This is a genomic window from Janthinobacterium sp. GW458P (assembly GCF_002127585.1).
GTDB lineage: Bacteria > Pseudomonadota > Gammaproteobacteria > Burkholderiales > Burkholderiaceae_D > Janthinobacterium.
The window spans coordinates 1-14,363 of the sequence record NZ_NEGZ01000057.1 but is presented as its reverse complement, the minus strand read 5'-3'; the positions used below and the strand labels follow the sequence as shown (position 1 = coordinate 14,363).

Sequence of the window (14,363 nt, the reverse complement as noted above, 5' to 3'; positions counted from 1 at the left end):
TTTATTATTACGCGCAAGCTTACGCATTCGTCACCACGGCGAAAATTGGGAGTTTCTTTCGATTAACTAGGTAATCTTCCCTAGTGTTTTAGGCCGGAAAATCATGTAGCCATGTAACTCACAGCGAAGCCATGATGCGATCGCGCAGCCAGCGGTGCGCCGGGTCCAGGTGCATGCGCTCGTGCCAGACCATGGCCATCTCGTAGTCGGGCAGGGTCACGGGCGGTTCCCATGTGCGCAGGCCGCCCAGCGCGTTCTTGAGCAGGCGCGACGGCAGCAGGGCGACCATGTCGGACTCTGCCAGCAAGGGCGGCACGATCAGGAAATGCGGCACGGACAGCACCACCTTGCGCGTGCGCCCCAGCTTTTCCAGTGCCGTATCGACGTTGCTGCGGAAACCGCCGCCGTTGGGCGAGACGACGATGAATTCCAGCGCGCAGAACTGGTCGAGGTCGGGCGGCGATTGCAGCAGCGGGTGGTCGTGGCGGCCCGCCAGCACGTAGTGCTCGGTAAACAAGGTACGGTGGCGCAAGCCGGGCGGCGCTTCTTCCTGCGCCAGGAAACCCAGGTCGACCTGGCCCGTTTCCAGCTCGTGCGCCATGCGCGCCGGCACGGCTTCGAACACGGCCATGCGCGACAGGGGCGCCTGCGCGCGCAGGCCGGGCAGCATGGGCAGCAGGATCGCATATTCGGCGGCGTCGGCCGCCGCCAGGTTCCAGCGCACCTGGGCCGTGGCCGGATCGAAGGCCGCTTCGGGCTGCAAGACTTGCTCGAGCTGGCCGAGCACGGCTTGCAAGGGCGCCAGCAGGGCCAGCGCCCGCGCCGTGGGCAGCATGCCGCGCGGACCGGGCAAGAGCAGCGGATCGTCGAAGGCCGCGCGCAGCTTGCCCAGTTGCACGCTGACGGAAGGCTGGCTCAGGTGCAGCCGCGCCGCCGCCCGCGTGACGTTGCGCTCGATCAGCAGGGCGTTCAGGGTCAGCAGCAGGTTCAGGTCAAGCTTGCGTAAATTGTCCATGACTATACCTTGTATATCAAGTATTCATTTCCGCTATGATAGCGCAAGCCCTACAGTTGTTCCTGTGACTTTCACTCTTCATCTTTTACAGGAGCTAACTGATGCAACTCCATGAATATACTGGCTTTGATGGTCTGGGACTGGCCCAGCTGCTGCGCCAGGGCGCCGTTTCCGCCGCCGAATTGCACGACGCCGCCATGCGCGCCTGCGCCGCCGTCAATCCGCAGATCAATGCCGTCGTCGAGCTGTGGCCGGCCGATCTGACTGCCAGCGACAGCGCAGAGAACACTGCGCCGTTCGCCGGCGTACCGTTTCTGATCAAGGACGTGGCCGTCAGCATGGCGGGCCAGCGCAGCGAAGCGGGCAGCCGCCTGGGCGCCGGCCATGTCGCGTCCGTCGACTCCCACCTGATGATGCAGTTTCGCCAGGCAGGCCTGGTCACCTTTGGGCGCACCAGCACGCCGGAAATGGCGTTTGCCACCACCACGGAACCCGTTTTATACGGCGCGACGCGCAATCCCTGGAACGTCAGCTTGAGCGCGGGCGGCTCCAGCGGCGGTGCGGCGGCGGCCGTGGCGGCCGGCATCGTGCCGCTGGCCCATGCGACGGACGCGGCCGGTTCCATCCGCGTGCCGGCCGCCTCGACAGGCTTGTTCGGCTTCAAGCCTAGCCGTGGACGCGTGTCGAACGGCCCCGCCATGGACGAAATCTTCAGCGGCCTGGGCGTGCAGCTGGGCGTGAGCCGCACCGTGCGCGACAGCGCCGCCTTGCTCGACTGCGTGCAGGGAATCATGCCGGGCGAGCCGTACCTGACGAATGCACCCGACTACTCCTGGCTGTCGCAGGTGAGCGTGGCGCCGGGCAAGCTGCGCATCGCCGTGCAGCGCGTGGCCAGCAATGGCGCCCGTCCCGCGCCGGCCGTAGCTGCCGCGCTGGACGCCGCCGTGCGCCTGCTGGCTAGCCTGGACCACCATGTGGAAGAAGTGCAACCGGCGCTGGGCGTGTCGTGGCAAGCCTTCGTGCACGCCAATGCCGGCATCTGGTGCGCCAACCTGGTGCCGTGGATAGACGGCCTGGCGCAGGAAAGCGCTCGTGCTGTCTCGCTCGATACGCTGGAACCGGCAACGCTGGCCTGCTACCGGTACGGGCAGACGGTGTCGGCCGTCGATGTCGTCGCGGCCCTCGACGTGCGCAATACCGTCACGCGCCAGGCCGGCGCCCTGTTTGGCCAGTACGACGTGCTGCTCACGCCCACCATGCCGGACCTGCCGTGGCCGCTGGGGCGCTACGGAGAAAGGGAAGAACAGCTCGATGGGCTGGGCTGGACGGCGCGCCTGTTTGAACATTCACCGTACACGCCGCTGGCCAACGTGGCGGGCTTGCCGGCCATGTCCGTGCCGCTGGGCATGTCGGATGACGGTTTGCCGATCGGCATGCAGTTCATGGCGGGATATGGAAAAGACGGTACCTTGCTGCGCCTGGCCGGCCAGCTGGAACAGGCGGCGCCGTGGGGGCAGCGGCGGCCGCCCGTGTGGGCGGGCAAGGTGTAGCATGCCTAGCAGACGGCTGAAGCCGGCCGCCATAGCGGCTTTGGCCAGCGACAAGAAGCCGGGGTCGTGCCCGGCGGGTCCGCCCCAGTCCTTGTTTCTGCGGGAAACTTTTACAGGGCGGCGAGACGCGCCGCGCCGCGGCTTTCCATGCGCGACCGAACGCGCTCCCACAGCCGGTCGTGGAAGGGCAGCACGATCACGTTGCAGATCGGTTCCACCACGGCCAGCAAGCCGCCGAAGGCCATGGAACCAGTGGCCCAATACATGACGCCGAAAGCGACACCCATGTGCAAGGCCGTCTGGCTCAGTTTTTCGCCGGCCAGGGCGGCAAAGCCCAGGCGGCTTGCGGCGTGGCGGCGGCGGATCGCGTGCCAGGCTTTTTCATGCCAGGGCAGCAGGCCCACGTTGATGACGGGTTCGATGATTGCGGCCAAGCCACCGAGCGCCAGCGAGCCTGTCAGCAAATACGCGAGGCCGAAGGCGATCGACATGTGCGTGCACACCTGGCTGAATGTTTTGATGGCTGTGAACAAGGGACGCTCCTTTCTGTTGAATTCGCTTATCCTTGATTTAGATAGTAACGATTCTCATTTACAAAAGGAAGTAAAATATTTCAACCGAATCAATAGATGCAGACTATTAATAGCCTGCATTCCATTGCCCCATCCTCGATGATGCGCACCTCAGCCGTGCGCCGGCCGCGGCGCCAGCCCGCGCAGCAAGAGCCACAGGCCGGTCAGCGGGTACACCAGGCCCAGCGGAACCAGCAAGGCGTGCATGACATCCAGGCCAAACAGTTCGCGCGCGACGGCGGTCCACTGCAGCACGCCGGCCAGCATGCCGGCCAGGGCCAGCAGGGGCGGGATTGCCCGGGCGCGGTACAGCAGCAGATACATGAGGGTCACGCCGATTCCGCCCAACAGCTTGTCCGGAAAGTGCAGGCCGTTGCGCAGTCCCGCCAGCAGCGCGCGCGCCGGCTCATAGGCATTGCCGTCGGCGCCGGAGGCGAGGAAGGCGACGCTCAGGCTGCGCATGGCCAGCACCAGCGCGCCCTCGAACAGGCTGGTCGCCAGCGCCGCCGCCACCAGCGCCACGTAGCAGCGGCTCAGCAGGGGCTGCTGTTCGCCGTACAGGCCGCGCAGGGCGGCCGCGACGGCCAGCCCGGTCAAGGCCGTGAGCAGACCGAGCATGACGATCAGCACCACCTGCAGCGGCATGCCGCCCGCCCGCGACAGAAAGCCCGGCGCGGCAAATACTTGCTCCTGCAGCCAGAAATTCGACCAGATGCCCAGGCTGAAAATGCACAGCAGGCCCAGACCCAGCCAGCGTCCCTGCAGGACGGCGCGGCCAGCCTGCAGCGGCGAGGCGAACAGGGGAGGGGGTTGCCGCGTGGCGGCGCAGATAGTCTGCTTCATCGATATACCTTTGTCGGAGTGGGTTCAAGCCTGTCCAGGCAGGACCGGCCAGCGCAGTGTCGGCACAGGGACGCGCCGCGGCAAGGCCGATCCGACGCGTCACGCGCCCGGGGGGCCGAAGTACGCCAGTACCCGATGAGTGACGCGGGCCTGCCGCGCCCGGCGGCTATTCCGCCTTGAACAGGTGGAGGAAGGTGCGGCTGACCGGCAGCACGTCGGGCCGGTGCTTCAAGCTCACTTCGGCCGTCTCGTGCGCGCCGCGCACGACCTGTCGGACGGCATGCAGATTGACGACCACGGCGCGGTGGATTTGCTGGAACTGTTCCGGATCAAGCTGCACCAGCAATTCCTTGAGGGATTGGCGCAGCAGCGCTTCGGCGGGCTTGCCCCCGTCGCGCCAGGCCACCAGCGTGTACTTGTCGTCGGACTTCAGATAATCGACGTCATCGACGGGGATCTGCCGCACGGCCGCCCCCACGCTGGCGCGCAGCCAGCGCAGCGGCGCCTGGACCGGGACCGGCGCCGCTGCGGGGCCGGTCTGCAGATAGGCCGCCAGTTGCCGCAACAGCGGCTCGCTGGCCGCGCCGGGCTCGATGGCCGCCAGGCGTTCGCGCAAGCGCGTCACCGTGCCGGCCAGGCGGGCCAGCTGCACCGGCTTGACGAGGTAGTCGAGCACGCCGTGCTCGAAGGCGCGCAGCGCATACTGGTCGTAGGCGGTGACAAAGACCAGGTGGGCGCGGCGGCCGATCTGGCTGGCCACGTCGACGCCGGACAGGCCCGGCATGTGCACGTCGAGGAAGCAGACCGCGGGCCGGTGCCGCTCGAACAGCTCGAGCGCCTCCGGCCCGTTGCGCGCTTCGGCCACGACGTGCAGCTCCGGCCAGCACTCGGCCAGCTGGCGCCGCAGGCTGGCCCGCAGCAAGGGTTCATCGTCGGCAATCAGGGCGGTCGGGTTCATGGCCATGCGGGACAGTCTATGGAAACACGGAAACCGTGGGGTGCCAGTTCGCTGATGCGCAAGGCCGCCGCGCCGCCAAACATCAGCGCCAGGCGCTCGCGCAGGCTGCCCAGCCCCGTGCCGAGGCCGGGGCTGCCCGCTTGCAGGCCCACGCCCGTATCGCTGACCTCGATATGGCAACGGCCATGCGCCTCGGTGATGAACACGTCGATGCGCCCGCCATCGAGGCAGGGATCGATGCCATGGCGCACGGCGTTTTCGACCAGCGTCATCAGGGTCATGGGCGGGCACTGCAGTTTTTCGCAGCCGGGCGCGACCTCCATGCCGAACTGCAGGCGGTCGGGCATGCGCAGCTGCATCAGCACCAGGTAGGCGCGCACCATCTCCAGTTCCTGTTCCAGGCGGGTGGCCGCTTCGCTCAGGCGCGGCACGGCGGCCCGCAGATACGTGACCAGGTGCGCCAGGACGGGCGCAGCATGGCTGGAGCCCGTATCGAGCAGGGCTTGCAGGCTGGCCAGCGTATTGAACAGGAAATGCGGCTGGACCTGGGCCTGCAGCAGCCGCACGCGCGCATCCTGCGCCAGGCGTTCCAGCTCGCCGCGCCTGCGCTCGGCCTCGCGCACGCGGGCATCGCGCTGGCGCAGCAGGGCCGCCATCGCCGTCCATGGCCCCAGCAGCAGGCCGAGGAAGCTGAGCGCCACATAACTCTGCAACCGTTCCGGCACCTGCCAGAACGGCGGCGCACCGGCCCCGGTATTGAGCAGATACAGGCTGGCCAGAGTCAGCACGATCGCCAGTGCCACGCCCAGCACCTGCAACACCCAGTGGGGCAGCCAGCCCGGCAACCGGCGCGGCCAGCGCTCGAACACGCCATACGCCAGCAAGGCCGCCAGCGCCGGCAGGAAAACCGCCATGGCCAGATACGATAGCGGATCTTCCCAGGACAGTGCAAACAGGCTGAATTCGCATAGCGCAGCCAGCCCGGCAGCGCACAATCGTCGCGCGGACAGGCAGGTTCGCAGGCCATCGATGGCACAGCGCAGTGTAAGCATGAAGATGACGGCCCCAGGAATTGCCAGAAGAGCAGCAGAATAGGGCAAAGCCTCGCGGGCCGCAATAGCGGCCGGTGCGAAGCACGCTTTCCCGGGCGCCAGCGACGCCCTGCGGGGCCGGGCCACGATGGCCCGGACCACCGATCGTTGCCGCGGCCATCGCCGTCGCCCGGCCACGGCATCGCGGCGCGCTAGTCCGGCCAGGCCCGCGGCGTCTTGCCGCAGTTCAACAAGTCAGCGTATAGCCGTCGCCTGCGACCAGACGGCTTGCCAGCGTCCATCGCGCCACTCATAGCTATCCATATGCCAGTAGCGGGCGCGCGGCACGGCGTGGCCGCCGAAGACGATTTCCAGTTGCGCCGAGTAGCGCAGGATGGCGGCCGTGCCGTACAGGCGCACGCTGATCGCGTCCGGCTCCCAGCTCAGGTAGCGCATGTGGCCGGAGGCGATGGCCCCCAGGTAGTGTTCCCGTGACAGCATGCTGCCGATGGGCGTGATCAGCTGGAAGTCGTCGGCGTGCAGGGCGCGCGCCGCCTGCGTATCGGCGGCCACGAGGGCGCGCAAACGGCGGCGTTCCGTATGGCGCAGCAGGTCCATCTGCTGTTCTTCAGTCAGTGCGGCATTGAAATCGTGCATGGCAGTCCTGTTCGGGTGGTTGACACTTTGACGGTTTTTGTCCAGAAGTCATGTTGACACTATATACTCAAAGTGTCAATATGACCGCATGACGACCGATACCCTGAAAAGCCAGCACATCCTCGATGCGGCGCTGGCCGTGTTTTGCCGCTACGGCTACCGCAAGACGTCGATGCTCGACATCGCGCAGGCGGCCGGCATGTCGCGCGCGGCGCTGTATTTGCACTTCAAGAACAAGGAAGACGTGTTCCGCGCCGGCTCCGAACGGGCCCATGCCACCGTCATGGCGCAGGTAACTGCGGCGCTCGCCGTATCCGGCCCCGTCTTTGCGCGCATCGAAACGGCGCTGCTGGCGTTCCAGCAAGGCTTGATGGCGGAAATCTCCGCCAGCGCCCACGGGCAGGAGTTGTTCGACGCTAACATGACCCTGGCGGCCGACGCCACCTTGACGGCGCGGGCGACCTTGGCGGCGTCGCTGGCCGGCGCGCTGGAACAGGCCGAAGCGGCAGGCGATATCGCGCTGCGCCGGGTAGACGCGGATGCCGCGCAAGTGGCCGCCTTGCTGGTGGCCACCATGGATGGCATCAAGCACACGCAGGGGGGAGGGGAAGCGTTGCGCCACGGCATTGCGCTGCAGATGCGCGTGCTGGGCGCGGCGCTGCTGCGCATGTGAGCTTGTTGCCCCCATGCGCAGTCGGCCAAGGCGCTTACGGCAAGGTCTTGAGCACGGCTTTCGTCGGCGCGGAGAAGTTATAGCCGTCGTGGCGGTCCCAGTTGATCGACCAGGTCATCACGCCGCGGAAGTCCGGATACGCCTGCAGCGGCTTGATGGTGCCGCAGTTGAGCAGGCGCGTCAGGCAATTGAGGGCGTTGCTGACGTCGGCATTCGTCGTGAAGCCTGATCCGGCCGAGCTGCGGCCCGACGGCACGCCGAAGCCCACCTGGTCCGGACGCAGGCCGGCGAAGGTGTTGCCGCCATAATTAAAACCCTCGATCAGCATGCGCGCCGTGGCCACCAGCTGGTCGGCCGAACCGGCCTTGATGGCGCCCGTGGCGTAGGGCGTGTAGATGTCGCCATTGTTGTAGTACTGCGGGTGCAGCACCGTCAGCTCGCTGCGCAGGGCGTTGATGATGGGAATGTAGGCGCCCCAGATGCTGCCGTAGCTCGTATATCCCCCTTCCACGTACACCCATTCGGGCGCCATCGACAGGTAGAAGCTGCTGCCGACCCTGGCTTTCAGGTTTTTCACGGCGATCGGCAGATAAGTCTGGATGGCCGCGCCTTGCGCCACGCCGTTTTCCAGGTCCAGGTCGATGCCGTCGAAGCCATATTTGGTAATGATGGCGTACAGGCTGTTGGTGAAATTCGTCGCTTCGGCCGTGTTGCCGACGGAAACGGAACCGTTTTGCCCACCCAGCGACAGGATGACTTTCTTGCCTTTCGCCCGCTTGGCGGCCACGTCGGCGATGAATTGCGCTTCCGTGCCCGCGCCCGGATCGATGGTCAGGCTGACATTGCCGCCGCCCGCGTTGTCGCCGAACGAGACGACGATCACATCCCAGTCGTCGCTGACCTGGCTGATCGGATACGTGGCGCCGCTGGGGTTGGTGAAGTTGTGCCAGTAGCCGATCAGCGCATGTTTCGCCAGGCCGGTGGGCGTCGGTGTCGGCGTCGGGGTGGGTGTTGGCGTTGGTGTCGGGGTAGGTGTTGGCGTCGGTGTCGGGGTGGGTGTTGGCGTAGGAGTTGGAGTCGGTGTTGGAGTCGGCGTCGGCGTCGGCGTGCCGCAGTCTCCCGCCGCCGTCCATGGCTGGCCGCTGCCGGCGCCGCCGCTGCTGGTCGAGGGGTTATTCCCCTGTGTCCACCAGTTGGCCGTGTAATTGATGTTGTTATAACTGGCCTTGCCGCCGCCGTTGTAGGCCGTGCCGCTGTTCCACGGCGCGTAGCAGGCGGCCGCTTCGGTGGCGCCGGCCAGCAGCACGCTGGCGCCTGCGCCGGCTCCATCGCCGCCACCGCCGCAGGCGGCCAGCGTGCCGCCGAAAAGGGTAATGATGAGGCTATTCATGACTGTCCGGTTCATTGCATCTCCTTGTGTGTTTTTATCATGGCCGGGCGGCTGGACACCGTCCGCTGTTTCAGGGTGCAAGCAATGCAGGTGGTAGTCAACTGGTTTTGTTCTTTGCGCCAGATCACAAGACCAGTTGCAGCCTTGCCCCAGACAATGGGCGATGCGGGCCATACCAGTGCCTGTTTTCCGGTGCGCTGGTATGGTCTGCGCAATGGCGTCCGGGGCGCTGTTGTCCTGTCCCGTGGAGACTGGCAGGGCAAAACCGGCGCCGGGAGCAGGGCGGGGAAGGGAGGCGGATGCCGGGCAAGGTCTTGCGGCGGCTACGGCGCGGTTTCCTTGCGCAAATCGGCGTACGGCACGCGCGACAGGTCCAGCAGCATCTGCGTCAAGGCCACGGTTTCGCGCTGCATCAGCCGGTAATCCACCCGGGTCACGGTGCCGATGCCATAGTTGAACTGGCAGGCCGGCGCCTTGATGTAATGCATCGTGGGAATCGGCTGCACGCCAGGGAAAGTCTGTCCTGCATCAGGCCAGGCGGCATTCCTGGCACGGTCGCCGCCAGAATTATTGTGTGTCAATACGAACCCGGGCGCCGCTCCGGCTTGCCTGAGCATGGCGTAGGACGCCTCCATCAGGGCCGGCGTGCGCGGCGTAAACAGCAAGGCCGGCTCGAAGCTGCCCGTGGGCCGCAGATAACCGTTGGTGAAAGCAGGCTCTTCCAGCGCGCCCAGGTGCCCGATGGTGAGCATCGCCGCCATGCGCTGCGTCAAGCCGTCGTCCTTGTGCCGATCCATAAACTGCTCGACTCCCGCGCCGCCCGCGAAATGGCCGCCCGTCAGCAGCAGCATGACGCTGCGCGGCAAGCTGTCCTGCGGCAGGCGCGCCAGGTATCGGGCCATGTCGACGATGGCGTTCGGCCCATTGTCTTCCAGCCCGTTCGCGCCATCCGTGTGACTAGCCAGCACCATCAATTCCCCGGACTTGCCGGGGATGATGCCGACCAGGTTGCGCGTCTGCACCTGCCGCACGGTGGCCGCCATGGTCAGCCGCAGGACGGGCGCCGTGCCCGCCAGCACGCGGTCACGCAGGCGCTGGCCCCGGTCATGGTCGATAAACACGCCGGGCAGCTGGCGCCACGCAAGCACCTTGAGACTTTGCCTGCACAATCGCCTGTAAATTATTGATTCTATTGTTATGTTTCGCTGCAAATGTCATCGAGGAAGTCAAGCATGTCCGGCAAAACAGAAAGGCGGGCAATCTTACACGAGCAAATCCCGGTCCTTATGGATTTGCAATCCTATCGTGCGCGGCATGCCAACGGGCCATTCCGCGCGCGTCAGGCATGGCAAGGGCCAGCAGATCGACAACCTTTGCTATAAAACAACAACACAAAACGATTTACTTGATAAAATAAGTTTTCTTTTCTGCATGGTTAGGAATGAAATGACTCCATACCAAACTGACGTCGCTATTTGTGTCGCTCTGATAGTCATCGGTGTCGCGCTGTCTGCCTGGTGCTTCCGGGCTGAAATTATCAATAATAAGCGTGAGCGCTGCAAGTGTTGCGGGCGCCCCCTGTAAAACCCGTTACAGCGCAATCTGCACGTAGTCGTCGAGCCGCGAATCTCTGATTTTGCGGCTTTTTTTTTGCCCGCGCGCTGCCGCGCATGACGCCCAGGCACGGCCCGAGCGCCGCCATATCCATCGGACGGCCGCCGTCAGCTTGCGCCATCTGTGGCGCAGGGGCACGGCTTCCGAAGCCCGGCAGGCAGGCCCGATTACCGTACCGCCGAGCCAGCCATGCACGGCGCGCGCTTCGCGGCGCAGGACTCGGGCCAGATAGGCCCGGGAGTGTGCGTGGCGTGGTGAAAAATAAGCTTGCCGCATCGCAGGCTTGGGCATCGCATTGCTTATCTGAGACGGTGAAGGAGCGAAGGCCGTAAATCGGTATTGCGATTCCATATCGGGCAGTACGGGGATTTTTTCAGATCCGCCTAATTCTTCGCATAATTTATATTATGTCAAATTGAAGATGGAGGGTACCAGGCAGATCCTCCTGCCCGCCCACAGCCGACTGCCAGCCTGAGAAAAGTCCCCTGACTCAGGCACGATATCTATTCTGATACGTCTTCAGTAAAGTCGTTAGCTTGTCGCGTCAGACGCGGTCGGCCAATCGGCGCCCGGCATGGTGCCACTGTCGGCCGCCGTGGATTTCTGACGCGGCGGCAGTCAGGCGCCGCCCGGGCCGGGCCGCGCTCGCCCTTTGCGGCGGCCCGGCCCGGCGGGCATGCGCCGGCTTCGGCGCGCGTCTTTACTTCTTGGCTACCATGCCCATGCTTTCCATCACCCTCGCCGCATTGTCCTTGCAATCCACATCCTCGGGTTTGGCGTTGATCAGTTGAATCAAGGACAGCAGATGCGCCTTGTTCTGGGCCAGTCGCACTTCCAGCGATTCGATATCGGCAATCTTCTTCCTGAGCGCCACCATCAGCTCCTCATGTTTCCAGGATGAGCTATCCTCCGGCAAGACTTGCTTGATTTCGTCCAGGGAAAAGCCCGCCTGCTGGGCGTCGCTGATAATGGACAGGACCGCCACCGCTTCCAGCGGATAGTCGCGGTAGCCGTTCGATTGCCTGTCCACGGCTTTCAACAGGCCCTTGGCTTCGTAAAAGCGTATCGTGGACGCCGCCAGGCCGCTGCGCTTGGCCAGTTCACCAATTTTCATCGTTCTGTTATTTTCATCGTTCTATTGCTGCTCAATTGTCGTGGCTTGCCATTGCGGCGTGAGCGCGGGGCCGTGCGTCACTATAAGCTTGAAGCCGGCTTGAGTGTCAAGCGGGGCTGGCCGGCATTTGCGCGACGCCGTGGCGCAAACGGCACACATGCAAAAAAATCTCCTTCAGGGCTTGACCTTCAAGTTAGCTTAAAGCTTATCGTGAGCCCATCGCAACCCTGGAGATCTCCATGCAACCCTTTACCGCACTGACGCTGCCCAATGGGGCCGTCATCCCGAACCGCCTCGCCAAAGCCGCCATGGAAGAGAACATGGCTGACAAGGACCACGCGCCCTCAAAGGAGCTGATCCGCCTGTACCAGTCCTGGGCCGACGGCGGCGTTGGCCTGATGATCACAGGAAATGTGATGATCGACCGCCGCGCCATGACAGGACCGGGCGGCGTCGTGCTCGATTCTGAGCAATTTGGCGCCCGCTTCGAGCAGTGGTCGCGGACCGCCCGTTCCCGCGGGGCGCACATCTGGATGCAGATCAACCATCCGGGACGCCAGATGCCGGCCGCCATGGGGCAGGAAACCATGGCGCCATCGGCCGTGCCCATGGACCTGGGCAACTTTTCCAAGCAGTTTTCCGCGCCGCGGCAGATGACGGAAGCCGACATTGCCGACGTGCAGCAGCGCTTTGTCAACAGCGCCCGGCTGGCGGAACGCTTCGGCTTTACGGGCGTGCAAATCCATGCGGCGCACGGCTACCTGCTGAGCCAGTTCCTCTCCCCTGTCACGAACCAGCGCACGGACCGCTGGGGCGGCTCGCTCGAGAACCGGGCGCGGCTGCTGGTCGACGTCGTCAAGGCGGTGCGGCAAGCCGTGGGGCAAGACTTTGCCGTCGCGGTGAAACTCAATTCGGCTGATTTCCAGAAAGGCGGATTCACTCCGGAGGACGCCAGGCAAGTCGTTTCCATGCTCAACACCCTGGGCGTGGACCTGATTGAGTTGTCCGGCGGCAGCTATGAAGCCCCTGCCATGCATGGCCAGACCCGCGACGGCCGCACCCTGGCCCGCGAGGCATATTTCCTGGAATTTGCCAGGGATATCGCCACGGCGGCAAGCATGCCCATCATGGTGACGGGCGGCATACGCCGCTATCCGGTGGTCGAGCAGGTGCTGGACAGCGGCATCGCCATGGCGGGCATGGGCACGGCGCTGGCCATCGATCCGCAGCTGCCCAGGGCCTGGCTGGCGGACCGGTCGGCAAGCCCCGCGCTGCGGGCCATCACCTGGAAAAACAAGGTGCTGTCGTCCATCGCCTATATGGCAATGGTGAAGTACCAGCTGCGCCGCCTGAGCCAGGGCAGAAAAACCAGGCCCGATGTGGCGCCCGCCCTGGCGCTGCTGCAGCAGCAACTGGAAACCAAAGTCAGGAATTGGCAGTATCGCCGCATGATGCGTGGCGGCGTATGATTCACATTGTTCCAGATCAAACGTGGAAGGGGCTCGACATGCATAGGAAAATCGCCGCGGCAGCAGTGTCCGGATGCATTCTCGGTACGACAGCCGCACCGTCCCGGGCCGACGCGGCGGCCGCCAGCACGCCGCTGATCATCGATATCGCCGGCCATGAGGTGCCGGTGGCCGCCGGCGGCCTGTATGCGCGCTTTCGCTCGAATCCGCCTTTATCGGTGATTGCGGCGGAAGCGCCGGAACTGGACCTGAGCTGGTTCAAGGGCATCAGGAAGGACAAGGTCGACATCGGCTTTGCGTCGTATTCGCCGAATTTTTATTACAAGAACAGCAAAATAACGGCAGTATTCACGGCCGACCTGGCGCGGCTGAAGGAACTGATGCCGGCCGACATACTGCAGCAGGTCCAGCCGCTGCAAGTGTGGCCGGGCCGGGGCGCCGTGGCGTTGACGGCCTACGCCTATGCATACTGCGACAACGACAGCTATAACGAGATCTCCCTGGCGATCGTGACCAGCAAGCCCGGCACGGCCAGTCTTGGTCCTTTCACCTTGCTGGGCCAATCGCTGTCACGGGACTTCTGGGGCTATGTGCTCAAGCTTCCCGTCAACACGGAACTGGCCCGGGTGCGCGGCGTGGTCGGCTACAATCTGCCGAAATGGCTGACCGGCATCGAGCACAAGGAAACGGAAGGCAGCGTGGCCTTCGAGGTCATGGACAGCGAAACGGGCAAGCTGGACTTTGTTTTTACAGGCAAAAGACTGGGCCAGCTGTCGCACGAGGCCGAACTGGTGCGCAACAGCTTCACCAACCGCGATGGCGCCGGAGCGCTCACGTATGGCTATGCCGTCTCCCGCCAGCTCAGCCACGCGTCGAGCACGAGCGCCGATGCCGTCGACCTGCAGCTGGGCGACGGCAGCTTTTCCCGCTATATCAAGTCCTTGAAGCTGGGGAAGATGATGAAATATGAGTACGTACCGGAATTCCAGAACGCCCTGTACGCGCCGAAGCCGTTAAACAGCCTCGATGCCGAAAAGTGATCGGGACATGGCCGCGTCATCGGGCGTGGCGGCCCGTGCAGGCAGGAGCGGCACCCGCCGTCAAGGCCGCCAGTTGCGCTGCAACGCCTGGCGCTCGGCGGCCGCATCGAGGGGCTGGCCGGCGATGCGTTCGTCTATCGCCTGCAAAATGGCCGGCGCGGCGCTGCCCGCCATGCGGTAAGTCGCCGGTGCCGCCGTGTCCGCGCGTGTTTCCACCAGCACGGGTATGAGCCAGCCGTCGCCGCCCGCCGGCGCCCGGCATGCAAGGCCGGCCAGGGCCGACGCTTCGGGCGGCCCGTCGCGCAGCGTGAAGCTGCGGCAGAACTGACCGTCGGCCGTGCGGAACGTGATGCCGATGCTGACAGCCTGCCCCCGGCGTGGCGCGCTGGCCAGCTGCTGCGACAGCGCGCGCGCCAGTGCGCCGCCAGCCGCGAGGC

The 14,363-nt window shown here is 65.0% G+C and carries 13 protein-coding genes and 1 pseudogene; 4 read left to right on the top strand and 10 right to left on the bottom strand.

What is annotated here, in order from left to right; translation table 11 throughout:
• Positions 1–118: 118 nt before the first annotated feature.
• Complete coding sequence (locus CBW50_RS23665; protein ID WP_086147787.1) at positions 119–1,015, bottom strand: LysR family transcriptional regulator; 897 nt, start codon at positions 1,013–1,015, stop codon at positions 119–121.
• A gap of 101 nt (positions 1,016–1,116) precedes the next feature.
• Between CBW50_RS23665 and CBW50_RS23660 the strand changes: the two genes are divergently transcribed.
• A complete protein-coding gene (locus tag CBW50_RS23660; RefSeq protein ID WP_086147786.1) occupies positions 1,117–2,565 on the top strand; it encodes an amidase in 1,449 nt (482 codons plus the stop codon).
• A gap of 110 nt (positions 2,566–2,675) precedes the next feature.
• Here the strand turns inward: CBW50_RS23660 and CBW50_RS23655 are convergent, their stop codons facing one another.
• The 5 genes from CBW50_RS23655 to CBW50_RS23635 form a co-directional block, all read right to left on the bottom strand.
• Positions 2,676–3,098, bottom strand: a complete 423-nt coding sequence (locus CBW50_RS23655) for a DUF2061 domain-containing protein (protein ID WP_086147785.1) — start codon at positions 3,096–3,098, stop codon at positions 2,676–2,678.
• 150 nt (positions 3,099–3,248) lie between these two features.
• Positions 3,249–3,980, bottom strand: a complete 732-nt coding sequence (locus CBW50_RS23650) for a DUF4386 family protein (RefSeq protein ID WP_086147784.1) — start codon at positions 3,978–3,980, stop codon at positions 3,249–3,251.
• Between the two features lie 166 nt (positions 3,981–4,146).
• Entirely contained in the window at positions 4,147–4,938 is a 792-nt protein-coding gene (locus tag CBW50_RS23645) for a LytTR family DNA-binding domain-containing protein (protein WP_216356403.1), read from the bottom strand.
• On the bottom strand, positions 4,935–5,852 hold the full coding sequence (locus CBW50_RS23640; RefSeq protein WP_157792330.1) for a sensor histidine kinase: 918 nt from the start codon (positions 5,850–5,852) through the stop codon (positions 4,935–4,937). Before CBW50_RS23640 ends, CBW50_RS23645 begins: the two co-directional genes overlap by 4 nt.
• A gap of 372 nt (positions 5,853–6,224) precedes the next feature.
• Positions 6,225–6,626 (bottom strand): nuclear transport factor 2 family protein, encoded by a 402-nt coding sequence (locus CBW50_RS23635; RefSeq protein ID WP_086147781.1) that lies wholly within the window; start codon positions 6,624–6,626, stop codon positions 6,225–6,227.
• A gap of 88 nt (positions 6,627–6,714) precedes the next feature.
• Here CBW50_RS23635 and CBW50_RS23630 point away from each other — a divergent pair, with 88 nt between their 5' ends.
• Positions 6,715–7,299, top strand: a complete 585-nt coding sequence (locus CBW50_RS23630; protein WP_086147780.1) for a TetR/AcrR family transcriptional regulator — start codon at positions 6,715–6,717, stop codon at positions 7,297–7,299.
• Between the two features lie 34 nt (positions 7,300–7,333).
• Here CBW50_RS23630 and CBW50_RS23625 read toward each other — a convergent pair whose 3' ends face one another.
• From CBW50_RS23625 to CBW50_RS23615, 3 genes are all read right to left on the bottom strand, one after another.
• A complete protein-coding gene (locus tag CBW50_RS23625) occupies positions 7,334–8,689 on the bottom strand; it encodes a chitinase (RefSeq protein WP_226935649.1) in 1,356 nt (451 codons plus the stop codon).
• A 323-nt stretch (positions 8,690–9,012) separates the two neighbouring features.
• Complete coding sequence (locus tag CBW50_RS23620) at positions 9,013–9,837, bottom strand: hypothetical protein (RefSeq protein WP_086147779.1); 825 nt, start codon at positions 9,835–9,837, stop codon at positions 9,013–9,015.
• A 1,166-nt stretch (positions 9,838–11,003) separates the two neighbouring features.
• A complete protein-coding gene (locus tag CBW50_RS23615) occupies positions 11,004–11,417 on the bottom strand; it encodes a MerR family transcriptional regulator (protein ID WP_086147778.1) in 414 nt (137 codons plus the stop codon).
• Between the two features lie 239 nt (positions 11,418–11,656).
• Between CBW50_RS23615 and CBW50_RS23610 the strand changes: the two genes are divergently transcribed.
• On the top strand, positions 11,657–12,886 hold the full coding sequence (locus CBW50_RS23610) for an NADH:flavin oxidoreductase/NADH oxidase family protein (protein WP_086147777.1): 1,230 nt from the start codon (positions 11,657–11,659) through the stop codon (positions 12,884–12,886).
• A 38-nt stretch (positions 12,887–12,924) separates the two neighbouring features.
• Positions 12,925–13,926: an acetoacetate decarboxylase (ADC) gene (locus tag CBW50_RS23605; protein ID WP_216356402.1), complete on the top strand. Its 1,002-nt coding sequence runs from the start codon at positions 12,925–12,927 to the stop codon at positions 13,924–13,926.
• Between the two features lie 60 nt (positions 13,927–13,986).
• Here CBW50_RS23605 and CBW50_RS29515 read toward each other — a convergent pair.
• Positions 13,987–14,363, bottom strand: a pseudogene (locus tag CBW50_RS29515) (hypothetical protein); the annotation flags it as partial.